The 23589-nt window shown below is 58.6% G+C and carries 20 protein-coding genes and 2 pseudogenes; 15 read left to right on the forward strand and 7 right to left on the reverse strand.

Annotated elements, in window-relative coordinates; all coding sequences use genetic code 11:
• Nucleotides 1-135: 135 nt before the first annotated feature.
• Nucleotides 136-1911, reverse strand: a complete 1776-nt coding sequence (gene gcl / locus AC3ITY_RS08070) for a glyoxylate carboligase (protein WP_489308375.1) — start codon at nt 1909-1911, stop codon at nt 136-138.
• A gap of 281 nt (nt 1912-2192) precedes the next feature.
• On the opposite strand from gcl, the gene AC3ITY_RS08075 reads away from it, so the two are divergent.
• From AC3ITY_RS08075 to AC3ITY_RS08100, 6 genes and pseudogenes are all read left to right on the forward strand, one after another.
• Nucleotides 2193-2633 (forward strand): GlcG/HbpS family heme-binding protein, encoded by a 441-nt coding sequence (locus AC3ITY_RS08075; RefSeq protein WP_007939170.1) that lies wholly within the window; start codon nt 2193-2195, stop codon nt 2631-2633.
• A 293-nt stretch (nt 2634-2926) separates the two neighbouring features.
• Entirely contained in the window at nt 2927-3592 is a 666-nt protein-coding gene (kynB, locus tag AC3ITY_RS08080; RefSeq protein WP_489308376.1) for an arylformamidase, read from the forward strand.
• A complete protein-coding gene (gene kynA, locus AC3ITY_RS08085; protein WP_489308377.1) occupies nt 3589-4443 on the forward strand; it encodes a tryptophan 2,3-dioxygenase in 855 nt (284 codons plus the stop codon). The genes kynB and kynA overlap by 4 nt, the downstream gene beginning before the upstream one ends.
• Nucleotides 4444-4541: 98 nt before the next feature.
• Nucleotides 4542-5945 carry an amino acid permease gene (locus AC3ITY_RS08090; protein WP_489308378.1) on the forward strand — a complete coding sequence of 468 codons (1404 nt, stop codon included), beginning with the start codon at nt 4542-4544 and terminating at the stop codon, nt 5943-5945.
• A 150-nt stretch (nt 5946-6095) separates the two neighbouring features.
• A pseudogene (locus AC3ITY_RS08095) lies at nt 6096-6548 on the forward strand (cupin domain-containing protein); the annotation flags it as partial.
• Nucleotides 6542-6724, forward strand: a pseudogene (locus tag AC3ITY_RS08100) (amino acid permease); the annotation flags it as partial. The pseudogenes AC3ITY_RS08095 and AC3ITY_RS08100, both read left to right, overlap by 7 nt.
• Nucleotides 6725-6795: 71 nt before the next feature.
• Here AC3ITY_RS08100 and AC3ITY_RS08105 read toward each other — a convergent pair.
• Nucleotides 6796-7401, reverse strand: coding sequence for a TetR/AcrR family transcriptional regulator (locus AC3ITY_RS08105; RefSeq protein WP_150753391.1), 606 nt, complete (start codon nt 7399-7401; stop codon nt 6796-6798).
• A 134-nt stretch (nt 7402-7535) separates the two neighbouring features.
• On the opposite strand from AC3ITY_RS08105, the gene AC3ITY_RS08110 reads away from it, so the two are divergent.
• Nucleotides 7536-8450, forward strand: a complete 915-nt coding sequence (locus tag AC3ITY_RS08110; protein WP_489308379.1) for a DUF808 domain-containing protein — start codon at nt 7536-7538, stop codon at nt 8448-8450.
• A 65-nt stretch (nt 8451-8515) separates the two neighbouring features.
• Here the strand turns inward: AC3ITY_RS08110 and AC3ITY_RS08115 are convergent, their stop codons facing one another.
• Together AC3ITY_RS08115 and AC3ITY_RS08120 are read right to left on the reverse strand one after the other, a co-directional pair.
• Entirely contained in the window at nt 8516-9304 is a 789-nt protein-coding gene (locus AC3ITY_RS08115; RefSeq protein ID WP_489308380.1) for an MlaA family lipoprotein, read from the reverse strand.
• Nucleotides 9297-10595 (reverse strand): serine/threonine protein kinase, encoded by a 1299-nt coding sequence (locus AC3ITY_RS08120; protein ID WP_489308381.1) that lies wholly within the window; start codon nt 10593-10595, stop codon nt 9297-9299. Before AC3ITY_RS08120 ends, AC3ITY_RS08115 begins: the two co-directional genes overlap by 8 nt.
• Before the next feature lie 225 nt (nt 10596-10820).
• Between AC3ITY_RS08120 and AC3ITY_RS08125 the strand changes: the two genes are divergently transcribed.
• Complete coding sequence (locus AC3ITY_RS08125; protein ID WP_489308382.1) at nt 10821-11189, forward strand: hypothetical protein; 369 nt, start codon at nt 10821-10823, stop codon at nt 11187-11189.
• 103 nt (nt 11190-11292) lie between these two features.
• Here the strand turns inward: AC3ITY_RS08125 and AC3ITY_RS08130 are convergent, their stop codons facing one another.
• Complete coding sequence (locus AC3ITY_RS08130) at nt 11293-12888, reverse strand: glycoside hydrolase family 17 protein (RefSeq protein ID WP_489308383.1); 1596 nt, start codon at nt 12886-12888, stop codon at nt 11293-11295.
• Nucleotides 12889-13174: 286 nt separating this feature from the next.
• On the opposite strand from AC3ITY_RS08130, the gene AC3ITY_RS08135 reads away from it, so the two are divergent.
• From AC3ITY_RS08135 to AC3ITY_RS08145, 3 genes are all read left to right on the forward strand, one after another.
• Nucleotides 13175-14026 carry a glycine betaine ABC transporter substrate-binding protein gene (locus AC3ITY_RS08135; RefSeq protein ID WP_223543245.1) on the forward strand — a complete coding sequence of 284 codons (852 nt, stop codon included), beginning with the start codon at nt 13175-13177 and terminating at the stop codon, nt 14024-14026.
• Nucleotides 14027-14268: 242 nt separating this feature from the next.
• On the forward strand, nt 14269-14580 hold the full coding sequence (locus AC3ITY_RS08140) for a DUF485 domain-containing protein (RefSeq protein ID WP_008052644.1): 312 nt from the start codon (nt 14269-14271) through the stop codon (nt 14578-14580).
• On the forward strand, nt 14577-16235 hold the full coding sequence (locus AC3ITY_RS08145; RefSeq protein WP_489308384.1) for a cation acetate symporter: 1659 nt from the start codon (nt 14577-14579) through the stop codon (nt 16233-16235). Before AC3ITY_RS08140 ends, AC3ITY_RS08145 begins: the two co-directional genes overlap by 4 nt.
• Nucleotides 16236-17074: 839 nt before the next feature.
• On the opposite strand, the gene AC3ITY_RS08150 is transcribed toward AC3ITY_RS08145, so the two are convergent.
• Together AC3ITY_RS08150 and gltA are read right to left on the reverse strand one after the other, a co-directional pair.
• Entirely contained in the window at nt 17075-18379 is a 1305-nt protein-coding gene (locus AC3ITY_RS08150; protein WP_489305208.1) for an IS4 family transposase, read from the reverse strand.
• Nucleotides 18380-18624: 245 nt separating this feature from the next.
• Entirely contained in the window at nt 18625-19914 is a 1290-nt protein-coding gene (gene gltA, locus AC3ITY_RS08155) for a citrate synthase (protein ID WP_007977501.1), read from the reverse strand.
• Between the two features lie 364 nt (nt 19915-20278).
• Between gltA and sdhC the strand changes: the two genes are divergently transcribed.
• Genes sdhC through AC3ITY_RS08175 form a run of 4 tightly spaced genes read left to right on the forward strand, consistent with a single transcriptional unit; the run spans nt 20279 to nt 23507 of the window.
• Entirely contained in the window at nt 20279-20653 is a 375-nt protein-coding gene (gene sdhC, locus AC3ITY_RS08160) for a succinate dehydrogenase, cytochrome b556 subunit (RefSeq protein ID WP_032829628.1), read from the forward strand.
• Complete coding sequence (gene sdhD / locus AC3ITY_RS08165) at nt 20647-21015, forward strand: succinate dehydrogenase, hydrophobic membrane anchor protein (RefSeq protein ID WP_489308385.1); 369 nt, start codon at nt 20647-20649, stop codon at nt 21013-21015. Before sdhC ends, sdhD begins: the two co-directional genes overlap by 7 nt.
• A 3-nt stretch (nt 21016-21018) precedes the next feature.
• On the forward strand, nt 21019-22791 hold the full coding sequence (gene sdhA, locus AC3ITY_RS08170) for a succinate dehydrogenase flavoprotein subunit (protein WP_489308386.1): 1773 nt from the start codon (nt 21019-21021) through the stop codon (nt 22789-22791).
• An 11-nt stretch (nt 22792-22802) separates the two neighbouring features.
• Nucleotides 22803-23507 carry a succinate dehydrogenase iron-sulfur subunit gene (locus AC3ITY_RS08175; RefSeq protein ID WP_008063297.1) on the forward strand — a complete coding sequence of 235 codons (705 nt, stop codon included), beginning with the start codon at nt 22803-22805 and terminating at the stop codon, nt 23505-23507.
• The last annotated feature ends 82 nt before the right edge of the window (nt 23508-23589 follow it).

Below are 23589 nucleotides of genomic sequence, written 5' to 3' on the forward strand. Positions count from 1 at the left end.
GGTCTCCCGTAAATGTGTGAAGCCCCCTTGTAGGAGCGAGCTTGCTCGCGAAAGCGGTGGGTCAGTCAACATCTCTGTTGGATGTGAAGCAGCCTTCGCGAGCAAGCCCGCTCCCACAGGGGGAGCGGTCAGCAGTTAATCCAGCAACGAAATCGCAGTCGGTGCGTCGTCGCCGACCAGCGCCAGGTCTTCGAATTCGTTGACGGCGTTGATCTCGGTGCCCATGGAAATGTTGGTCACGCGCTCCAGGATGATTTCGACGATCACCGGAACCTTGAACTCTTCGATCAGCTCCTGGGCCTTGCGCAGGGCAGGCTGGATCTGGGCCGGTTCGAATACGCGCAGTGCCTTGCAGCCGAGGCCTTCGGCAACTGCGACGTGGTCGACACCGTAACCGTTGAGTTCCGGGGCGTTCAGGTTGTCGAAGGACAGCTGCACGCAGTAGTCCATGTCGAACCCGCGCTGCGCCTGACGGATCAGGCCCAGGTACGAGTTGTTCACCACGACGTGGATGTACGGCAGCTTGAACTGCGCGCCCACCGCCAATTCCTCGATCATGAACTGGAAGTCATAGTCCCCCGACAGGGCCACGACTTTACGGTTCGGATCAGCCTTGACCACGCCCAGCGCTGCCGGAATGGTCCAGCCCAACGGGCCTGCCTGACCGCAGTTGATCCAGTGACGCGGCTTGTAGACGTGCAGGAACTGCGCGCCGGCAATCTGCGACAGACCGATGGTGCTGACGTAGCAGGTGTCTTTGCCGAACACCTGGTTCATTTCTTCGTAAACGCGTTGCGGCTTGACCGGCACGTTGTCGAAGTGAGTCTTGCGCTGCAGGCTGGCTTTACGCTGCTGGCAGTCTTGCAGCCAGGCACTGCGGTTCTTCAGCTTGCCGGCGGCTTGCCATTCGCGAGCGACTTCGATGAACACGGTCAGCGCGGCAGCGGCGTCGGAAACGATGCCCAGGTCCGGGGTGAACACGCGGCCGATCTGGGTCGGTTCGATATCAACGTGAATGAACTTGCGGCCTTCGGTGTACACGTCAACGGAACCGGTGTGACGGTTGGCCCAACGGTTGCCCACGCCCAGAACCACATCGGACTTGAGCATGGTTGCGTTGCCGTAGCGGTGCGAAGTCTGCAGACCAACCATGCCCACCATCAGCGGGTGATCGTCCGGGATGGTGCCCCAGCCCATCAGGGTCGGGATAACCGGAATACCGGTCAGCTCGGCGAACTCCACCAGCAGGTCGCTGGCATCGGCGTTGATGATGCCGCCACCGGCCACCAGCAATGGGCGATCGGCCTGATCCAGCATGGCCAACGCTTTTTCCACCTGGACGCGGGTAGCGCTCGGCTTGGCCAATGGCAGCGGCTGGTAGGCGTCGATGTCGAATTCGATTTCGGCCATCTGCACGTCGAACGGCAGGTCGATCAGCACCGGGCCTGGACGGCCGGAGCGCATTTCATAGAAGGCCTTCTGGAACGCGTAAGGCACCTGGCCCGGTTCCATGACGGTGGTCGACCACTTGGTAACTGGCTTGACGATGGTGGTGATATCGACAGCCTGGAAGTCTTCCTTGTGCATACGGGCGCGGGGTGCCTGGCCAGTGATGCAGAGGATTGGAATCGAGTCGGCCGAGGCGCTGTAGAGCCCGGTGACCATGTCGGTGCCGGCAGGGCCGGAAGTACCGATGCACACGCCGATGTTGCCGGCCTTGGTGCGGGTGTAGCCCTCGGCCATGTGCGAGGCGCCTTCAACGTGGCGAGCGAGTACGTGATCGATGCCGCCGACCTTTTGCAGGGCGGAGTACAACGGGTTGATGGCGGCACCCGGGATGCCAAAAGCGGTATCGACCCCTTCACGGCGCATCACCAGAACGGCGGCTTCGATTGCTCTCATTTTGCTCATGGTTTTGTGCCTCTTTACGTTTTGTAATTGTATACAAGTGGCTTTGCGCAGAGTGTATTCACGGCGGACGGCGCAGGTCAATCCATTTTCTCAAGCGCTTGTTTCATTCGTCGGAAGCCCGTTCTACTGTGGCTTTTCGTCGCATGTGGCGCCTTTCGAGAATTATTGTATACAAAAAAATAATTCATTGTGTTCTATTTGTTGCATCGGGCTGCGACGCAAGCGCGCAGCACAACGGCGCAGCCCACCGACTTTCCGAAAAACAAAATGAGGACGGCACCATGAGCGCTTTAACCTTGAAAGTCGCAGTCAACCTGGCCGATCAGGCCATCACCGCGGGGCGGGCGATCTCTGCCGCGCCATTGACTGTTGCAGTACTGGATGCCGGCGGGCACCTGATTACGCTGCAACGGGAAGACGGCGCCAGCCTGCTGCGCCCGCAGATCGCCATCGGCAAGGCCTGGGGCGCGATTGCCTTGGGCAAGGGCTCACGCCTGCTGGCACAGGACGCCCAACAACGCCCGGCCTTCTTCGCTGCGCTGAATAGCCTGGGGCAGGGCAGCGTCGTCCCGGTGCCCGGCGGCGTATTGGTTCGGGATCAGGACGGGACTGTGTTGGGGGCGGTCGGTATCAGTGGAGATCTGTCTGATGTCGATGAGCAATGTGCGATCCGCGCGATCGAGGGGCAGGGGTTGAAGGCGGATGCGGGGGTGGCTGGTTGATCTTCGGCTTCTGATTTACCGCTTTCGCGGGCTTGCTCGCGAAAGCAATCTCCCAGACTCATCCAGCTAAAAGTCTGCGCCATTTCGCGCAGCCATTCGCGAACTACTTTCCTCCACACTTTCGCCCCAGAACAGCTTTTTAGCTGCCTGCTTTTCCCGTTGAAATTTCCATCCGGTAAATTCCGGTTTTTTAGAATTTTGTGCGAAACATTTGGGTGTTGCCGAATATTTTCGCAAGAATATTCACAGCTATCACTCGTATCATTCTCTCGGGACAAGCCGAGAGCTTTGCAATGAAAACAACACTATCGTGGTGGGATATCAGCCCGCCTTTGAGCTCCGCTACACCTACCTGGCCGGGTGACACACCTTTTCAGGAAGAGCGCGTGTGGAGCTTCGGACCCGAGTGTCCGGTGAATGTCGGGCGTATCACCCTGTCGCCTCACACGGGTGCCCATGTCGACGCGCCGCTGCATTACAGCGCTGATGGCGCGGCCATTGGCGATGTGTCACTCGATGTCTATATGGGGCCTTGCCGTGTGCTGCATTGTCTGAACAGCGGCCGGCTGGTGCACCCTGAGCAGCTTGAAGGTCGCTTGCAAGACCTGCCTGAACGGGTGCTGCTGCGCACCTGGCGACAAGCGCCGTTGAGCTCTTGGGATCCGGATTTCACCGCAGTCGCCAAAGAAACCGTCGACCTGCTGGCGAGCCTCGGTGTGCGCTTGATCGGTATCGATACGCCGTCGCTGGACCCTCAGCAATCCAAAACCATGGCTTCGCACAATGCCGTAGCCCGACATGGCATGGCCATCCTCGAGGGCATCGTGCTCGATGATGTCCCGGAAGGGGACTATGAATTGATCGCGTTGCCGCTGCGTTTTGCCCATCTGGACGCCAGTCCTGTCAGGGCAATTTTGCGTCCACTGAATAAACCGCAACTTGAGGAGCCGACTCAATGAACCAATGCCCCTATTCACCTGCAAGCCAGACGGATGAATGGCATAACGCCGAGCTGAATTTTTCCGACTCCATGAGCTACGGCGACTACCTGGATCTGGGGCGCATTCTCAGCGCACAGCACCCGTTATCTCCGGACCATAACGAGATGCTGTTCATCATCCAGCATCAGACGTCAGAGCTGTGGATGAAGCTGATGCTGCACGAGCTCAAAGCCGCCCGTGAACACATTCGATTGGGAGAGTTACCGCCCGCTTTCAAGATGCTGGCGCGGGTCTCGCGGATTTTTGATCAACTGGTGCATGCCTGGACAGTGCTGGCCACCATGACACCCACCGAGTACCACGCGATACGGCCGTTTCTGGGGCAGTCATCGGGCTTCCAGTCGTTCCAGTACCGCGAGATCGAATTCATTCTGGGCAACAAAAGCGCGACCCTGTTGCGCCCTCATGCGCATCGGCCGGAACTGTTGCAGGCGCTTGAGAAGGCGATCGCCACACCGTCGCTGTATGACGAGGCGATTCGCTTGATGGTCAGCGCTGGCTTGACCATTGACCCACAGCGTTTCGAGCGCGATCCGACCAGTCCGACGGCGCATGACGCGTCGGTCGAAGCAGCCTGGCGCGAGGTCTACACCGACCCTTCGCGTTATTGGGATCTCTATCAGTTGGCGGAGAAACTCATCGACCTTGAGGATTCGTTCCGGCAATGGCGCTTCCGGCATGTGACCACGGTCGAGCGGATCATCGGCTTTCAACCAGGGACCGGCGGCACAGAAGGTGTCGGTTATCTGCGCAAGATGCTCGATACCGTGTTGTTCCCGGAGTTGTGGCGAGTGCGCTCAACTCTTTAATTTACCGAGAATGATGTCTGAACGCTTAAACCGAGCGGCAATTGAATAAATTGATGCATTCAAACCATGCCTGACCATAACAATTAGAAGGTAACCAGATGGCGGATGAAATCTTGCGACAAGGCGAGCTCAAGCGAGGGCTGAAAAATCGTCATATTCAGCTGATCGCATTGGGCGGAGCGATAGGTACCGGGTTGTTTCTCGGCTCTGCCGGAGTACTCAAATCGGCCGGGCCGTCGATGATCCTCGGCTATGCGATTGCCGGCTTCATCGCCTTTCTGATCATGCGCCAGCTGGGCGAGATGATAGTCGAGGAACCGGTAGCCGGCTCCTTCAGTCATTTTGCCCACAAGTACTGGGGCGGCTATGCCGGCTTTCTGTCCGGCTGGAACTACTGGGTGCTGTATGTGCTGGTGGGCATGGCCGAGTTGACGGCTGTCGGCAACTACGTGCAGTTCTGGTGGCCGGAAATCCCCTCTTGGGTCAGCGCGGCGGTGTTCTTCGTCCTGGTCAATTTGATCAATATGATGAACGTCAAAGTCTTCGGCGAGATGGAGTTCTGGTTTGCAATCATCAAGGTCGTAGCGATCATTGGCATGATTGCCCTGGGCTGCTACATGTTGTTCAGCGGAACGGGCGGCCCGCAGGCCTCGGTCAGCAATCTGTGGAGTCACGGCGGCTTCTTTCCCAACGGCACCACCGGATTGCTGATGTCCATGGCGTTCATCATGTTCTCCTTCGGCGGTCTGGAGCTGGTCGGTATCACCGCCGCTGAAGCCAGCGAGCCGGGAAAAGTGATTCCCAAGGCGATCAACCAGGTGGTTTATCGCGTACTGATCTTCTACGTCGGCGCACTCACCGTGTTGCTGTCGCTGTATCCGTGGGATCAACTGCTACAGACACTGGGCGCTTCGGGCGATGCCTATAGCGGCAGCCCGTTCGTGCAGATCTTCTCCTTGATCGGCAGCGACACCGCAGCGCACATCCTCAACTTCGTGGTGCTCACCGCGGCGCTCTCTGTCTATAACAGTGGCGTCTACTGCAACAGCCGCATGCTCTATGGCCTGGCCGAACAGGGCGACGCGCCCAAGGCGCTGATGAAACTGAACAAGCAGGGCGTGCCTCTACTGGCGCTGGGCGTATCTGCGTTGATCACCATGCTGTCCGTGCTGGTTAACTACCTCGCCCCGCATCAAGCGCTTGAGTTGCTCTTTGCGCTGGTGGTCGCATCGCTGATGATCAACTGGGCGATGATCAGCCTGACGCACCTGAAATTTCGCAAAGTCATGGGCCAGCAAGGCATCGTGCCGGGTTTCAAGGCGTTCTGGTTCCCCTACAGTAATTACCTGTGCCTGGCCTTCATGGCCATGATCGTCTGCGTCATGCTGATGATTCCAGGGATACGTGCTTCAGTCTTCGCCATACCGGTGTGGATGTTGATCATCTTCGGCTTTTACCGGATGCGTATGGCCAAGGATCGGGCCTTGCCGGTGGTTCAATAGCCTTCCCGCTGACAAAAGCCCCGACGTTCAATGAGTGACGGGGCTTTTTAAACGGATAGAACAGCCGTTTTGTGGCGTGAAACTTGCTCTTTTCAAGCCTGATACGCGCCATCAGAGCGCGCTGAAGAATATTGCCGTGGGTGCGCCGTGATGAGTAGCAACGCTGATCCGCAGTTTCGCGACATTCGTATCGATCACTATGACCTCGAGGGTGCAAGGAACTGGATGTCTGGTATCTGCGGGCCGCACCGCCTCCAGACTTCGACGCCTGAGCGGATCCGCTTTCATCACAGCGCCAATGTGTTCAAGTCGATGGCCACGACCCTGGGCACTCTCTCATATGGCACCGATGTCACCATCGATATCGAAGACGCCGAACACTTCATTAGCTACAGCCTGAGTTTGCCGTTGGTGGGCAAGCAGGAACTGAGCAAGAACGGCAGCGTGGTGAAATCCAACCGCGATCAAGGGGTGATCATTTCCCCGAATGAGAACCAGATGCTGGCGATCTCCGGCGACTGTCGCAAAGTCCAGGTGGTGATCACCCGCGTCGCCATGAGCGAGTCGCTGGAAGGCATGCTGCAGCGACCGCTGGATACACCACGCTGTTGGGGCTGCTGCTGATGGGCGCGGTGATGATCACCACCTACTTCACCGATGCCTTCAAAATGACCTTGGTATTCGGTGTGCCTTTCCTGCTGATCCTCACGGTTGTCTACTGGATCTTCTTCAGAAAACCCGGGGCAGCCGTGGCGCTGAGTCCGCTGCCGAAGGTTTAGAGGGCGGAAACATGCAATCCCGACCGGCAGTTTTCATGGACTGCCGAGTCGGCATTGATCCTGGGCCGCTATCAGTCCGGCTCACACCCCTTGAGCACCAACCGGATAATCGTCTGCGCCGCCGCTTCATAATCTTCTTCATCCAGCCTGGCCTTGCCGGTGATGGCGGTGATTTGCCAGTCGAAGTCGGCGTATGTCTGGGTCGCGGCCCAGATGCTGAACATCAGGTGGTTGGGGTCGATGGGGGCGATTTGCCCGCGGTCGATCCAGGTCTGGATGCATTCGATGTTGTGTTTGGCCTGGCCATTGAGCTGATCGACCAGATCGCTGCTCAGGTGGGGGGCGCCGTGCATGATTTCGCTGGCGAACACCTTGGAGGCGAAAGGCAGGTCGCGGGAGATGCGGATTTTCGAGCGAATGTAGCCGCTGAGCACTTCACCGGGTTCGCCGTCCGGATTGAACGGTGTCGAAGCCTGCAGGATTGGCTCGATGATACTTTCCAGGACCTCGCGGTAGAGGTTTTCCTTGGATTTGAAGTAGTAGTAGACGTTGGGCTTGGGCAATCCCGCCTTGGCTGCGATGTCGCTGGTTTTGGTCGCAGCGAAGCCTTTGTCGGCGAATTCCTCACTGGCGGCACGCAGGATCAGTTGTTTGTTGCGCTCGCGGATAGTGCTCATAAACCGGGTGATTCCTTGCCTATTCTGGCGGTTGCGCATGGTATCACCGGCCTCGCGCGGCGCTCAAGAATGCACCGCAGCCCGTGATGCCGCGCTATGCTGCTGCGCATTCATTGCAGAAGGAAACCCGATTCATGGCAGGAAGCAGTTTGCTGGTGCTGATTGACGACATTGCCGCCGTACTGGACGACGTGTCATTGATGACCCAAATGGCCGCCAAGAAAACGGCCGGCGTACTCGGTGACGACCTGGCACTCAACGCCCAGCAAGTCAGCGGAGTGCGTGCCGAGCGGGAAATCCCGGTGGTATGGGCGGTCGCCAAGGGTTCGTTCATCAATAAATTGATCCTGGTGCCGTCGGCGCTGGCCATCAGTGCGTTTATTCCGTGGCTGGTTACACCGCTGTTGATGGTCGGCGGTGCCTATCTGTGCTTCGAGGGGTTTGAAAAACTCGCCCACAAGTTTCTGCACAGCAAGGCTGAAGATGTCGCCGAGCATGCGCAGTTGGTCGAGGCCGTGGCTGACCCTGCCACCGACCTGGTGGCGTTTGAGAAGGACAAGATCAAAGGCGCGATCCGCACCGACTTCATTCTTTCGGCGGAAATCATCGCCATCACCCTCGGCACCGTGGCCGGCGCTCCATTGACCCAGCAAATCATCGTGCTTTCGGGCATTGCCATTGTCATGACCATCGGCGTGTACGGATTGGTGGCGGGTATCGTCAAGCTCGACGACCTCGGCCTGTGGTTGACCCAGAAACCCGGGCAGATGGCGAAAAGCATCGGCGGCGGGATTCTGCGTGCGGCACCGTACATGATGAAAAGCCTGTCGGTGATCGGCACGGCGGCGATGTTTCTGGTGGGCGGCGGGATCCTCACGCACGGTGTGCCGGTGGTGCATCACTGGATCGAAAGTGTCGGTGCTGCGGCGGGTGGCGGCGGATTTATCGTGCCGGTGCTGCTCAATGGCGTGGCGGGGATTGTGGCGGGGGCGGTGGTGTTGGTTGGCGTGATGGCCGTCAGCAAGATCTGGAAAGCCCTGAAAGGCTGAAGGCAACACATAACAAATGTGGGAGCGAGCGAGCCCGCTCCCACATTGATTTACAGCTGCCGGGATTACTCGGCGATCTGCAACTTGCGCGCTTCGGTGTACACGTAACGCACTTTCTCGTACTCGAATGGCGAGTTCATCTGGCCATAGCGAAAGGTGGTCTGGTGGCGCTTGTCGATGCTGCGCAGGATCCAGACTTCCGGATGGTTGGAGCTGACTTCGGCCACGTTGAGGAAGTTGATCGCATTCTCGGCCGTGTAATCCACCGCCAGGCCGCCGGTGTCACGCAGGTTCGACGGACCGAGGATCGGCAGGACGAAGTAAGCGCCACCCGGCACGCCGTAGAAGCCGAGCGTCTGGCCGAAGTCTTCGCTTTGGCGCGGCAGGCCCATGGCGGTGGCCGGGTCCCACAGGCCGGCGATGCCGATGGTGGTGTTGAGCAGCAGGCGTCCGGTGGTTTCCAGCGAGCGCTGGCCCTTGAGTTGCAGCAGGCTGTTCATCAGGTTCGGCACGTCGCCGAGGTTGTTGAAGAAGTTGCTGACACCAGTACGCAGGAAGCTCGGGGTGACGTAGCGGTAGCCATTGACCACCGGCAGGAACACCCATTGGTCGAAGCGGTAGTTGAAGTGATAGACGCGCCGGTTCCACTCCTCCAGCGGATCGTAGACAGCCAGTGCGCTGAGCGTCGAGCGCTCGAACTCGCGTTGGTCCAGGCCCGGGTTGAATTTGAGTTTGCTCAGCGGTTCCTTGAAGCCGTCACTGTCGACGACCACGGGGGCGTTGGCTTTGCTGTTGTCTGCATTGGCGACGCCTGCACAGAGTAACGCTGCGAAAAGCAGGAGATATTTAGCCACGGAAGAACTCCAGCATGGCGTCGCTGTTGACGCGGTAGTTAATGTTGCCGCAGTGGCCGCCGTACGGGTAAACGGTCAGGCGATCACCGAAGGTCCTGCGCAGGAAGCCCAGGTCGCCAGGGCCGAGGATCACGTCATCGGCGTTGTGCATGACAGCGATTTTCGGGCTTTCGTGCAGATAGTCCTTCAGCGCATACAGGCTCACCTGGTCAATCAGTTGCAGCAGGCTGCCGCCGTCGGTGCGGGCGCGCCACATCGGGATCACTTGTTCGGTGATGTAGCAGTCGAAGTCGCATTGCAGTGCACGCTTGAGGAATGGCGTGAGGCTGGTGCCCTCGGTGATCGGGAACTTGGGTGGGGTGATCAGGCCGCGACGGTTGATCAGGTCCGAAGTGAAGGCAATGTCGGCCGCCGAAAAGCGGAACGAGGTGCCGATCAGCATGGCCATCTGTTCGTTGGTCAGGTGCTGTTTGGACTGCTGGAAGTCGTAGAGCAGGGCGTCGTTGAGGTCGATGTAGCCCTTCTGCTGGAAGTAGCGGGTCAGCTTGTTCAGTACCAGTTCATAGAACGTGGTGCTGTTGTTGATGCCCTTGACCTCGGTCTGGACCAGCTTGTCGAGGTTGGTGATCGAGGTGTAGAGGTTGACCGGCGGGTTGAGCAACAGGACTTTCTTGAAGTTGAAGCTGCGGCGGGTTTCGTCCAGGTGCGCGACGAAAGCGGCGTCCAGTGCACCGAGGCTGTACCCGGTCAGGTAGTAATCGGTGACCGGCACTTTCGGGTTCTGTGCCCGCACTGCCTGCATCACCCGGTACATGTCTTCGGCGTCTTCCTTGGAAACACCCGGCGTGGCGAAGCGTGAAGCGGAACTCATGAAGTCGTAGCTGGTGGGCGATGACAGCTGCACCACGTGGTAACCGGCCTTGTAGTAGAGCTTCTTCAGGTATTCGTTCAGGCTGCTGTCATAACGTGCACCGGTGCCGGCGATCAGGAATATCAGCGGCGCGGCGTGATCCTGCGTGGCAATGCGGTAGTCGAGTTTCTTGACCGCCCAGAAATTGTCCGGCAATTCGAACGCCCGTTCCGGACGCAAGGTGACGCTGCGCACTGTCTGATCGATGTCATCGTCCAGCGGCAACTCCGGACGCAAGTCCGGCGGCGTGGTCGCGATGGTCGCCTCGAACGGGTTGGTCAGGGGATAGCCGTAACTGGCGGCGTCAATGTCGACCGCCAGTGCGGACGCACTCAAAATAAGGCCGCCAAACAGGGCGGCGAAGCGCAAGGAACGGAGCATGACTAAATCCCTTAGAAGAAGGTGCCGAATGAATTTCGCAGGCTATGACCACCGGATCTGCGCCAAAGTGCCAACCATCGGCACCAAACAGGCTTAATTTCGAAGTAATAGTAGCTGGACGATACACTTTGCAGCGATTGAATGACCAGTTAACCGTTGTTATCGCTTGCGAAACGCTTTCGGGCGATTAAGCTGGCCGCCGTTTTTCGCCAATTGGAGTGTTTCATGTCTCGCCGCCTGCCCGTGATTCTGCTGCTTGTATTGCTGCCTGTATGGCTGGCCGCCAGTTATGGCGCGCGTTATGGCTTCATGGAGGATGCGCAGTGGGTCGGCATTTGCGTGGATGAAGCGAGTCGCTGGGAATGCCAGGTGCGATCGAACCTGGGGCTGATGATCCATTTCGGGGTGCTGGGCTGGGCTGCGCTGGGCGCGGCGATCATCGGCTTTGTCGTGCCGGGGCGGGCAGGCTGGTGGCTGGCGGTGCTGGGGCTGGTGTTCGGGTTTCCGGCGCTGGCGTTGTACAGCACGACGCTGGCGGTGTTTGCGGTGGTGATTGCGGGGTTGCGGTTGGTCAGAGAGTCTCGTAGCGCCTGATGGTCCGTCATCGCGAGCAGGCTCGCTCCCACAGGATCCTTGTGGGAGCGGCGGTGCGGCGATCCGACTTGCCCGCGAAGAGGCCGGTTAAGTCGCTATAGAGTCAAGCCTTGCGAACCCGCAAGCAACGCCACAAAGCCGCCACCATCAACACACTCACCAGCGCCCAGCCCCAGGCCTGCTGATTCTGCAAACCTTCACGATACAGCTGCGGCGCAATGCCGGCACCGATGATGAAGGTCAACAGTGCAATCTCGCGGCGCGGCACATTCACCGGGCGGCACAGATAAACCAGCGCAGGCACGATGAACGCGACACTCGGGAAGCTGCGATAACGCGGATCGAACACCAGTTCCAGCATCATCACGGCCGCCGCGAAACCTGCCGTTGCCACCAGCCACCCAGCACGGCGCTCCAGCCTGTTGAAAGCCTGTCCGCGCCAACCGCTGCGAGGGCTCAACGTCAGCGCAGCATGGGCCAGCGCCAGAAGATTCAGGGCGGTCAACAATCCGACCCATAGCCATTCACTGGTAAAACGCGTGGTAACCCGTGCCAGGTCGCCAAAGGCGCCAATCGAACACGCAGCCAATGCACCGAGTAGCGGCAGCACCAGCGTCGAACGCGTCGTGCGAACCCGACCACCGAGCAGCAACGTGCCGATGAAGATCAAGCCGCCCACCGCCAGCCATTGCGACCAGTACGGTACGTTTGTCACTGGCCCGGCCAGCACACCCTTGTCCTGGCGATCGGCATCGAACAAGCCCCAGTAACCACCGACCGCACCTTCACTGGCGCGTTTCCATGGCTGGTCGAAGGCTTCGATCAGGTTGTAGTGCCAGCCCTGTTGCTCGGCCATGGCGACAAAGCCGCGAATGAATCTGGCTTCGTTGACCCGGCTCGGCAGGGCGGTTTCGCGCTGGCGACCTTCGCTTGGCCAGCCGGTTTCGCCGATCAGCACATCCTTGGGTGCGAACCTGTTGCCGAACACCTGGCGTACTTCGGCCACATGTTGCAGGGCGGCGTCGATGTTCGACGGATCATCTTCCCAGTACGGCAGCAAGTGAATGGTCAGGAAGTCCACGGCGGGGGCGATTTCCGGATGCTTGAGCCAGAACTCCCAGACGTCGGCGTAGGTGACAGGCTGTTTGACCTGGCTCTTGACCTTGTTGATCAGCCTCACCAATTGCGCGCCGGTCACTTCCTTGCGCAGCAGGGTTTCGTTGCCGACGATCACCGCGCTCACCACATCCGGGTTGGCGTTGGCCGAGGCGATCAGCAGGTCGACTTCTTTCTCGGTGTCCACCGGGTTGCTGTTGACCCAGGCGCCGATCATCAGCTTCAAGCCATGCTTGCGCGCAAGGTCCGGCAGGGCTTCGAGGCCGGACATGGAATAGGTGCGGATGCATTCGAAGCTTTTGGACAGCAGCGCGAGGTCGGCATCCATACGCTCGGGGCGCAAGTTGAATGGCACGTCAAACGGCGATTGGTCTTTGTCGAATGGCGTGTAAGAGGCGCATTGCAGCTTGTGCGTCGCGCTGGCGACATCCGGCAGGATCACCGGTTTGCCAATGCCGTACCAGAAGCCACCGAGGGCAAACAGCCCCAGCAGGCAGGCGAATAGATAAGCAAAAAAAGGAAAGCGTGATGTCGCGGACATGGTCAGGCCGTGTGGGAGCAAAGCGGCGCATGTTACCTGCATTTACCGCGTGCTTGGTGGCCTGCATGATTTTGACATGCAAAGTTCGGGCGGATTGGCAGGGGGGGTGTTGCGCTGAGGATTAATGGCTTTCTGATGTCGTTTCTCGATGCCTTGAGGTCGCTGGCAGAGCAGGTCGCCATGGGCTTGAGGTTGATGATCGGCGTGTCAGTACTCCGCTGATGTTCGGACGAGTTTGCTGTGAGGCGTGAAGGGGGCGCTGTGCACCATAACAATACGTTTAAGCGACTCGGCATCCGTCGAGCGCAGCACTTTCGGGGAAGTAACGATGAAGATGCGACGACTCTTGGGCGCAGGTGCCGCTTTGGTGCTGGCGATCAGTTCTACCGTGGCCAGTGCCGCCGGGAAGGAAGTGACGATCGGTTATGTCGACGGCTGGTCGGACAGTGTCGCCACGACGAACGTGGCTGCCGAAGTGATCAGGCAGAAACTCGGTTATGACGTGAAACTGCAAGCCGTTGCCACCGGGATCATGTGGCAGGGCGTGGCCACAGGCAAACTCGACGCCATGCTGTCGGCCTGGCTGCCGGTGACCCACGGCGAATACTGGACGAAGAACAAGGATCAGGTCGTCGACTACGGCCCGAACTTCAAGGACGCGAAAATCGGCCTGATCGTGCCGGAGTACGTCAAGGCCAAGTCCATTGACGACCTCAAGACCGACGACACCTTCAAGAACCGCATTGTCGGCATCGACGCTGGTTCAGGCGTGATGCTCAAGACCGACCAGGCGATCAAGGACTACGACCTGACCGGCTATCAACTCAAGGCCAGTTCCGGCGCCGGCATGATCGCCGAGCTGACCCGTGCCGAGAAGAAAAACGAATCCATTGCCGTGACCGGTTGGGTACCGCACTGGATGTTCGCCAAGTGGAAACTGCGCTTCCTCGAAGACCCGAAAGGCGTGTATGGCGCGGCTGAAACCGTGAACAGCATCGGCAGCAAGGGCCTGGAGGCCAAGGCGCCGGAAGTGGCCAAGTTCCTGAAGAACTTCCAATGGGAATCCAAGGATGAAATTGGCCAGGTGATGCTGGCGATTCAGGACGGTGCCAAGCCTGAAGCAGCGGCGAAGGACTGGGTCGCCAAGCACCCTGAGCGTGTGGCTGTCTGGACTAAATAATAGCAAAGAGCACGCTTGACCCTGTGGGAGCGAGCCTGCTCGCGAAGCGGTCTGTCAGTTGACTGATATGTCGACTGGCATGACGCATTCGCGAGCAGGCTCGCTCCCACAGTTGTTTAGTGCATGCTTGAAATTGGCGAAAACACCATGTGGTTCTAAGACTAAGGTCGTCTGGAACCTGCCCCGTAGCCGCATAGAGTGGATACCGTTCCAACTAAATCTGTGCTGCGAGGATAAAAACAATGAACGACAGCATTTACCTCTCGATTCAAAACAGCCCGCGCTTCAAGGAGCTGGTTAGCAAGAGGGAACGATTCGCCTGGATTCTTTCGGCGATCATGCTAGGGCTTTACTCCGGATTCATCCTTCTGATTGCCTATGGGCCGCAGGTGCTGGGGGCGAAAATCAGCCCTGAGTCCTCGATTACCTGGGGCATACCGATCGGTGTCGGGCTGATTGTCTCGGCCTTCATCCTGACCGGTATCTACGTGCGACGCGCCAACGGCGAATTCGACGACCTGAACAATGCGATTCTCAAGGAGGCTCAGCAATGATCCGCCGTCTAATGGCTCTTTTGAGCATCGCAGCTTTTGCGCCTGGCGCCTGGGCGGCTGACGCCCTGACCGGTGCCGTGCAGAAGCAACCGCTTAACGTGTCGGCGATCGTGATGTTTGTCGCCTTCGTCGGTGCCACCCTGTGCATCACCTACTGGGCTTCCAAGCGTAATAATTCGGCAGCCGACTACTACGCCGCTGGCGGCAAGATCACCGGTTTCCAGAACGGTCTGGCGATTGCCGGTGACTACATGTCGGCAGCGTCCTTCCTGGGTATTTCCGCGCTGGTGTTCACCTCCGGCTACGACGGCCTGATCTACTCGATCGGCTTCCTGGTGGGCTGGCCGATCATTCTGTTCCTGATCGCCGAGCGCCTGCGTAACCTGGGTAAATACACCTTTGCCGACGTGGCGTCCTATCGCCTGGGGCAAACCCAGATCCGCTCGCTGTCCGCTTGCGGTTCGCTGGTGGTGGTGGCGTTCTACCTGATCGCGCAAATGGTCGGTGCCGGCAAGCTGATCCAGTTGCTGTTCGGTCTCGATTACCACGTTGCGGTGATCATGGTCGGTATTCTGATGTGCCTGTACGTGTTGTTTGGCGGCATGCTGGCGACCACCTGGGTGCAGATCATCAAGGCAGTCCTGCTGCTGTCCGGTGCCTCCTTCATGGCGCTGATGGTGATGAAACACGTCAACTTCGACTTCAACATGCTGTTCTCCGAGGCGATCAAGGTTCACCCGAAAGCTGAAGCGATCATGAGCCCGGGCGGCCTGGTGAAAGATCCGGTCTCGGCGTTCTCCCTCGGTCTGGCGCTGATGTTCGGTACCGCTGGCCTGCCGCACATCCTGATGCGCTTCTTCACCGTGAGCGACGCAAAAGAAGCTCGCAAGAGCGTGTTGTACGCAACCGGTTTCATTGGTTACTTCTACATCCTGACCTTCATCATCGGCTTCGGCGCGATCCTGCTGGTCAGCACCAACCCGGCCTTCAAAGACGCTGCAGGCGCGTTGCTGGGTGGTAACAACATGGCGGCGGTGCACCTGGCCAACGCGGTGGGTGGCAGTATTTTCCTGGGCTTTATCTCGGCGGTGGCGTTCGCGACCATTCTGGCAGTGGTTGCCGGTCTGACCCTGGCCGGTGCTTCGGCGGTGTCCCACGACCTGTACGCCAGCGTGATCAAGAAGGGCAAGGCCAACGAGAAGGATGAGATCCGCGTCTCGAAAATCACCACTATCGCCTTGGCGGTGCTGGCAATTGGTCTGGGTATCCTGTTCGAGAGCCAGAACATTGCGTTCATGGTGGGCCTGGCGTTCTCCATCGCGGCGAGCTGCAACTTCCCGGTACTGTTGCTTTCCATGTACTGGAAAAAGCTGACCACCCGCGGTGCGATGATCGGTGGCTGGATGGGGCTGATCAGTGCCGTGGGCCTGATGGTGCTTGGTCCGACCATCTGGGTGCAGATCCTGCATCACGAGAAGGCCATCTTCCCGTATGAGTACCCGGCGTTGTTCTCGATGATGATTGCCTTTGTCGGGATCTGGTTCTTCTCGGTTACCGACAAGTCCACTGCGGCTGACAATGAGCGGGCGCTGTTCTTCCCGCAGTTTGTTCGTTCGCAGACGGGTCTGGGTGCAAGTGGTGCTGTTTCGCACTAAGCGTTTGGGTTTGACTGTTTAAGTTGTGTTGAATGGAAATGCCCTGGTCGAGAGATCGGGGCATTTTTTTTATTGGGCGGTAATCGACCCGGATTTTGTGGATGTAGCCGATTTACTGTGGGGGCGGGCTTGCTCCGGGCGGCGTTCCGACGAAGGCGGCTTGGCATCCGACCTGTCTTTTGTTGGCCGCGTACATATCCATTCCTGCGGTAACGGCGGCTTATGGTTTCGCCCTGACGGCGACTCACTTTTTTTACAGGCGCCTAAAAAAAGTAAGCAAAAAAACGCTCGCCCCGAACGTACGGCCCCTCGCTAAGGCTCGGGGTTCCTTCGCTCCGGCATTCATCCGGGGGCATCGCCTCCGGTCGGCTTCGCGCGACCTCCTCTCGATGTGTTCGGCTTCGCCGAACGGCGCTGCGCGCCTACCCCCCGGATGAACACCTCCACTCAGCCTGCCGAGGGGGCGGGTGGATCAAGATCAAGAGCTGCAGGCGAGCTAACGCTCGGCCTGATGAGTGGTGAAGAGCGATTGTGTACGCCGATCTGCCTTTGCTCTTCTGTAGGAGCGAGCCTGCTCGCGATGGCGGCCTGCCGGCCGACCGAAATTCTGCAGCGAGCTCAACCAGCAAGCAGGCCGGCCGGTAGGCCGCCTCGCTTTGGCTTTTGATCTTGATCTTGATCTTGATCTTCTTGCCCCCTCGGCATGCCCTCGCTCCGGGCCCACGGAGCAGGACCGGAGCGAGGGCATGCCGAGCCTTGGCGAGGCACCGAACGTCAGGGGCAAGAGCCCTTGGTTACTTGGGGCTTTTCCAAGTAACCCGCCGTAAGGGCCAGCCCTTTCAAGGTGTTTTCCCTTTATGGGCCTTAAGCACCCGATCCGTCGACACATGAGCGTGCGCAGCTTTGCCGTCCAGCCACTCCTTGGGTTTGGCGATTTTGGGACCACGTATGCTTTTGGCCACTTGCTTGGGCTTGATATTCCTGGCGAGCGCCAACAGTCGCGTTGCCAGCGTTTCTAAGGTCGTTTGAAGTGTCAGGTAATCTGAGGGCAGTGCGATCTGCATGCCCTCGTATCCGCTACGCACTTGTACCGTCAGGTGGAAGATCGAAGCTTCCCAGCCTTCGGGCAATGTCTCGCGATGAGCCTGTTCCACGCTGCGTTTGAGCACTGCCAGGACGTTGTAGGCCAGGATCGCCGAGGCAAAACCCAGCAACGCCGCCCGCGGAGCGCCAAGGCTTTCGATTTCACTGTCCAGCACCGATTCCAGGCGCTGGAACATCCCTTCGATACTCCAGCGACGACGGTATAACTCGGCGATCTGCCCGGCGCTGACGGTGTCTGGCAAGTTGCTCCAGAACCACATCACAGTGTCGCCTGAGTCAGTAGGTGTCTGTAGGTTCAGTTCAACTCGACGCCAGCGGTGACCACCTTTGAGTTCGATGATTTGCTCGCGCACCGTTGCGGATTCGATGGCCACAGATTCTTGCCAGCCGCCTTCCTCAATCAACCGTGGATGTTTGCTTTGCTGGCGAATAATGAACGAAGCCCCCGCTTCCTCGCAGGCTTGCATGACGGGCAGCGTGCAGTACAGCCGATCGGCCATCCATAGCTGGCCCTTAGTGGCGTGGGCCAACAGCGGCAGCACGCTGACGCGCTCACTGGCGTAGGCATCCTCGCATGGCTGCAAGTCGACGATCTGATCGAGGTCCGGGTCGTAGACCACTACTGAAAACCCTGGTCGCGCCGCACCTCGCTCACGCCGCAAAGCCCCCAAGCGTTTTTCAGTAGAAGGCAGGTGGTTGCCGTCGACAATGCGCAGCTGCCAGCCGGGCAAAATGGCTGAGCAGCCCAACTCTTTTATCGTCGGAGCCAGGCGCTCGGCGCTTCCTGTAACCAACGCCCGCAGCAACGCGGGCTCTGTGCGGCTGACCTTGTCATAGAGCGCCGCCAACGTAACCGGCAGCCCCTCCATTTGCCGGGCAGCGGCATGCAAAGAAGGGCGCAAACCCAATGAAACAAGGGACATCAGCTCAACGATGGTCGAAAACAAAAGCTCACGCGGGTACTGGCGTTGACGGTGTTCTTCAAACACCTGATCAACCCATTCGGCAGGAACAGCCTGCTCCAGTATCAATTTCGTCATGACACTGGCCGGTGTCTTTTTTTCAAACCGCGCTAGAACTTCTGCCCACATCGTTTTCGTCACCCTGACTGGTTTTTAGGGGATTCTAAACGAAGACCTTGAAAGGGCTGGCCGTAAGGGCGGAAACGTAAGCCGCCGTTACCCAAGTAACGGATATGTACACAATTTAAAAAGGCAAACAAAAACGGCCTCTATATTAAGAGGCCGTTCCCGGTACAACTCAACACCCTACAGCAAGACAGCGCTTACTTGCGGTCTTCCAGCTTGGTGATATCTCGCGACTCGTAGCCGGTGTACAACTGGCGCGGACGGCCGATCTTGTACGGGCTGGAGAGCATTTCCTTCCAGTGGGAGATCCAGCCGACGGTCCGCGCCAGGGCGAAGATCACGGTGAACATGCTGGTCGGAATGCCGATCGCCTTGAGGATGATCCCCGAGTAGAAGTCGACGTTCGGGTACAGAGAGCGCTCGATGAAGTACGGGTCGGTCAGGGCGATCTCTTCCAGGCGCATGGCCAGTTCGAGTTGCGGATCGTTCTGGATACCCAGTTCCTTCAACACTTCGTCGCAGGTCTGCTTCATTACTGTGGCGCGCGGGTCGCGGTTTTTGTAAACGCGGTGACCGAAGCCCATCAGCTTGAACGGATCGTTCTTGTCCTTGGCCTTGGCGATGAACTTGTCGATGTTCGAAACATCGCCGATTTCATCGAGCATGGTCAGTACGGCTTCGTTGGCACCGCCGTGGGCAGGGCCCCACAGTGCAGCGATGCCGGCGGCAATACAGGCGAACGGGTTGGCACCCGAAGAGCCGGCCAGGCGTACGGTGGAGGTCGAAGCGTTCTGCTCGTGGTCGGCATGGAGGATGAAGATCCGGTCCATGGCCTTGGCGAGTACCGGGCTGATCGGTTTGATCTCGCACGGGGTGTTGAACATCATGTGCAGGAAGTTTTCCGCGTACGACAGGTCGTTGCGCGGGTACATCATGGGTTGGCCCATGGAGTACTTGTAAACCATCGCGGCCAGGGTCGGCATCTTGGCAACCAGGCGGATCGCGGAGATTTCGCGATGCTGCGGGTTATTGATGTCCAGGGAGTCGTGGTAGAACGCCGAGAGGGCGCCGACTACGCCGCACATGACGGCCATCGGGTGGGCGTCGCGACGGAAGCCGTTGAAGAAGGTCTTCAACTGCTCGTGAACCATGGTGTGGTTCTTCACGGTGCTGACGAACTGGGCCTTCTGTTCTGCGGTCGGCAGTTCGCCGTTGAGCAGCAGATAGCAGGTTTCCAGATAGTCCGACTTTTCAGCCAGCTGTTCGATCGGGTAGCCGCGGTGCAGCAGGATGCCGTTGTCGCCATCGATATAGGTGATCTTCGACTCGCACGAGGCGGTCGACATGAAGCCTGGGTCAAAGGTGAAACGGCCCGTGGCCGTCAGGCCCCGAACATCGATAACATCGGGACCAACGGTGCCGGTTAAAATGGGCAGCTCGACGGGGGCTGCGCCCTCGATGATCAACTGCGCTTTTTTGTCAGCCATGTGGCCTCCTATTTATGCTTGAAATCATCAGACAGACCCCCCACGCAGGGCCCGCACCACTATAGTGAGATAAATTCGAATGTCAATTTGCCTAAAGTCTTGCTCCAGAAGGCTTTAACCGGACTTTTTTCTCGAAATTGGCTGCCATTTACGCCTTTTATGTCAGTTGCGCAATCAGCTGTTTGGGTTAGGTGTTTGCGTTGTCATTAGTAGCCTAACTGTCTATACTCGGCCACCGACCGCCAAGGGCTTTTGGGCTTGCTTTCATTGGGGGTCGCATCCCTGGGTGGTGGTTACCTGACCAGTGCACTCCCCAACAACTTTGCCCTGATTGTTAGGGGCTCTTCAGTGTGAAAAAAAAGCCGTGAAAAGCCAACGACCTGTAAACCTAGACCTAAGGACCATCAAACTCCCAGTCACTGCTTACACGTCCATCCTTCACCGAATCTCCGGTGTCATCCTCTTCGTGTGCCTTGCCATCATGCTTTACGCATTGGACAAGTCGCTGAGTTCCGAGGAAGGCTTCGGTCAGGTGAAAGCGTGTCTGACCAGTCCGCTAGCCAAGCTAGTGACATGGGGCATCCTGTCCGCTCTGCTTTATCACCTGGTAGCCGGTGTGCGCCATTTGATCATGGACATGGGCATCGGTGAGACGCTGGAAGGCGGCAAACTGGGCTCGAAAATCGTTATCGCCGTTTCCGTGGTGGTAATCGTTCTGGCAGGAGTTTGGATATGGTAACTAACGTCACGAACCTGTCGCGTTCGGGCCTCTATGACTGGATGGCGCAACGTGTGTCTGCGGTCGTTCTCGCGGCTTACTTCATCTTCCTGATCGGATACGTCGTGGCCCATCCTGGCCTCGAGTACGCCCAGTGGCATGAACTGTTCGCCCACAACGGAATGCGTATCTTCAGCCTCCTGGCCCTCGTTGCCCTCGGCGCTCACGCCTGGGTCGGCATGTGGACCATCGCGACCGACTACCTGACGCCAATGGCGTTCGGCAAGTCCGCGACGGCTGTGCGTTTCCTTTTCCAGGCAGTATGCGGCGTTGCGATGTTCGCTTACTTCGTCTGGGGTGTGCAGATTCTCTGGGGTATCTGAGTCATGGCTAACATTCCAACGATTTCTTTCGACGCCATCATTATTGGTGGTGGCGGTGCCGGCATGCGCGCAGCGCTGCAACTGGCACAAGGCGGTCACAAGACTGCCGTGATCACCAAGGTTTTCCCGACCCGTTCGCACACTGTATCCGCCCAGGGCGGCATCACCTGCGCAATCGCGTCCGCTGACCCGAACGATGACTGGCGCTGGCACATGTACGATACCGTCAAGGGTTCCGACTACATCGGTGACCAGGACGCTATCGAATACATGTGTCAGGAAGGCCCGGCTGCCGTTTACGAGCTGGACCACATGGGTATGCCGTTCTCGCGTACCGAACAGGGCCGTATCTACCAGCGTCCGTTCGGCGGTCAGTCGAAGGACTACGGCAAGGGCGGCCAGGCTGCGCGTACTTGCGCTGCGTCCGACCGTACCGGTCACGCTCTGCTGCATACCCTTTATCAGGGCAACCTGAAAGCCGGTACCGTGTTCCTGAACGAGTACTACGCTGTCGATCTGGTGAAGAACGGCGAAGGCGAGTTCGTCGGCGTGATCGCCATCTGCATCGAAACCGGCGAAACCACCTACATCCGTGCCAAGGCCACCGTACTGGCTACCGGCGGTGCAGGTCGTATCTACGCTTCGACCACCAACGCCCTGATCAACACCGGTGACGGCGTTGGCATGGCGCTGCGTGCCGGCGTGCCGGTACAAGACATTGAAATGTGGCAGTTCCACCCGACCGGTATCGCCGGCGCTGGTGTACTGGTTACTGAAGGTTGCCGTGGTGAAGGTGGATACCTGATCAACAAGCACGGCGAGCGTTTCATGGAGCGTTATGCTCCGAACGCCAAAGACCTTGCCGGTCGTGACGTTGTTGCCCGTTCGATGGTTAAAGAGATCATCGCCGGCAACGGTTGCGGTCCGAATGGCGACCACGTAATGCTCAAGCTCGACCACCTGGGTGAGGAAGTACTGCACAGCCGCCTGCCAGGCATCTGCGAACTGTCGAAGACTTTCGCGCACGTTGACCCGGTTGTTGCTCCGGTTCCGGTTGTTCCTACCTGCCACTATATGATGGGCGGTGTTCCGACCAACATTCACGGTCAGGCGATCACCCAGAACGGCGAAGGCGTCGACGAAATCATCCCTGGCCTGTTCGCAGTGGGTGAAGTGGCTTGCGTATCGGTTCACGGTGCCAACCGACTGGGCGGCAACTCGCTGCTCGACCTGGTGGTCTTCGGCCGTGCTGCCGGCCTGCACCTGGAAAAGGCGCTGACCGACGGTATCGAATACGACGACGCCACCGACGCCGACATCCAGGCTGCCCTGGCGCGTCTGTCCGCCCTGAACGAGCGTACCGAAGGCGAAGACGTGGCTACCCTGCGTCGCGAGCTGCAAAACTGCATGCAGAACTACTTCGGTGTATTCCGTACCGGCGAATACATGCAGAAGGGTATTGCCCAGTTGGCTGACCTGCGCACGCGCATCGCCAACGTGAAGATCAACGATAAGTCGCAGGCGTTCAACACTGCGCGTATCGAAGCTCTGGAACTGCAGAACCTGCTGGAAGTGGCCGAAGCCACCGCCATCGCTGCAGAAGTACGTAAAGAGTCCCGTGGTGCTCACGCCCGTGAAGACTTCGAAGACCGTGACGACGAAAACTGGCTGTGCCACACCCTGTACTTCCCGGGTGACAAGCGCGTGACCAAGCGTGCCGTGAACTTCTCGCCGAAGACTGTTCCGACTTTTGAACCTAAGATTCGGACTTATTAAGGGTGGCCGCCATGTTGCAAGTCAGCGTTTATCGTTACAACCCTGATCAGGACGCCGCGCCGTTCATGCAGGAATTCCAGGTTGATACCGGTGGTAAAGACCTGATGGTGCTGGACGTGCTGGCCCTGATCAAAGAGCAGGACGAGGGTTTCTCCTATCGTCGCTCTTGCCGTGAAGGTGTTTGCGGTTCCGACGGCATGAACATCAACGGCAAAAACGGCCTGGCGTGTGTCACGCCGCTGTCTGCTGTCGTAAAAGGTAACAAGTTGATCGTTCGTCCTCTGCCAGGTTTGCCGGTTATCCGTGACCTGGTCGTCGATATGAGCATCTTCTACAAGCAATACGAAAAGGTTAAGCCATACCTGCAGAACGACACGCCGGCTCCGGCCATCGAGCGTCTGCAGTCCCCTGAAGAGCGTGAAAAGCTGGACGGTCTGTACGAGTGCATCCTGTGCGCTTGCTGCTCGACTTCCTGCCCGTCCTTCTGGTGGAACCCGGACAAGTTCCTGGGTCCAGCTGCCCTGCTGCAAGCCTACCGCTTCCTGGCAGACAGCCGTGACACCAAGACGTCCGAGCGTCTGGCTTCGCTGGATGACCCGTTCAGCGTATTCCGCTGCCGCGGGATCATGAACTGCGTCAACGTATGTCCGAAAGGCCTGAACCCGACTAAGGCCATCGGTCACATCCGTAACATGTTGCTCTCGAGTGGCGTGTGATTCAGCTGCTGTACCCGCTGTACCCGTAGATGCTACGGCGCAGGCTTCAACCGGCGCCGTAGTTTTAACCTGAGCAGCAGCT

It is taken from the genome of Pseudomonas sp. GL_091 (assembly GCF_057837725.1).

What these genes read in the sequence shown, in the direction of transcription:
- gcl (WP_489308375.1), bottom strand. Translation starts at nt 1,911, where the DNA reads ATGAGCAAAATGAGAGCAATCGAAGCCGCCGTTCTGGTGATGCGCCGT.
- AC3ITY_RS08075 (WP_007939170.1), top strand. Translation starts at nt 2,193, where the DNA reads ATGAGCGCTTTAACCTTGAAAGTCGCAGTCAACCTGGCCGATCAGGCC.
- kynB (WP_489308376.1), top strand. Translation starts at nt 2,927, where the DNA reads ATGAAAACAACACTATCGTGGTGGGATATCAGCCCGCCTTTGAGCTCC.
- kynA (WP_489308377.1), top strand. Translation starts at nt 3,589, where the DNA reads ATGAACCAATGCCCCTATTCACCTGCAAGCCAGACGGATGAATGGCAT.
- AC3ITY_RS08090 (WP_489308378.1), top strand. Translation starts at nt 4,542, where the DNA reads ATGGCGGATGAAATCTTGCGACAAGGCGAGCTCAAGCGAGGGCTGAAA.
- AC3ITY_RS08105 (WP_150753391.1), bottom strand. Translation starts at nt 7,401, where the DNA reads ATGAGCACTATCCGCGAGCGCAACAAACAACTGATCCTGCGTGCCGCC.
- AC3ITY_RS08110 (WP_489308379.1), top strand. Translation starts at nt 7,536, where the DNA reads ATGGCAGGAAGCAGTTTGCTGGTGCTGATTGACGACATTGCCGCCGTA.
- AC3ITY_RS08120 (WP_489308381.1), bottom strand. Translation starts at nt 10,595, where the DNA reads ATGCTCCGTTCCTTGCGCTTCGCCGCCCTGTTTGGCGGCCTTATTTTG.
- AC3ITY_RS08125 (WP_489308382.1), top strand. Translation starts at nt 10,821, where the DNA reads ATGTCTCGCCGCCTGCCCGTGATTCTGCTGCTTGTATTGCTGCCTGTA.
- AC3ITY_RS08130 (WP_489308383.1), bottom strand. Translation starts at nt 12,888, where the DNA reads ATGCAGGTAACATGCGCCGCTTTGCTCCCACACGGCCTGACCATGTCC.
- AC3ITY_RS08135 (WP_223543245.1), top strand. Translation starts at nt 13,175, where the DNA reads ATGAAGATGCGACGACTCTTGGGCGCAGGTGCCGCTTTGGTGCTGGCG.
- AC3ITY_RS08140 (WP_008052644.1), top strand. Translation starts at nt 14,269, where the DNA reads ATGAACGACAGCATTTACCTCTCGATTCAAAACAGCCCGCGCTTCAAG.
- AC3ITY_RS08145 (WP_489308384.1), top strand. Translation starts at nt 14,577, where the DNA reads ATGATCCGCCGTCTAATGGCTCTTTTGAGCATCGCAGCTTTTGCGCCT.
- AC3ITY_RS08150 (WP_489305208.1), bottom strand. Translation starts at nt 18,379, where the DNA reads ATGACGAAATTGATACTGGAGCAGGCTGTTCCTGCCGAATGGGTTGAT.
- gltA (WP_007977501.1), bottom strand. Translation starts at nt 19,914, where the DNA reads ATGGCTGACAAAAAAGCGCAGTTGATCATCGAGGGCGCAGCCCCCGTC.
- sdhD (WP_489308385.1), top strand. Translation starts at nt 20,647, where the DNA reads ATGGTAACTAACGTCACGAACCTGTCGCGTTCGGGCCTCTATGACTGG.
- sdhA (WP_489308386.1), top strand. Translation starts at nt 21,019, where the DNA reads ATGGCTAACATTCCAACGATTTCTTTCGACGCCATCATTATTGGTGGT.
- AC3ITY_RS08175 (WP_008063297.1), top strand. Translation starts at nt 22,803, where the DNA reads ATGTTGCAAGTCAGCGTTTATCGTTACAACCCTGATCAGGACGCCGCG.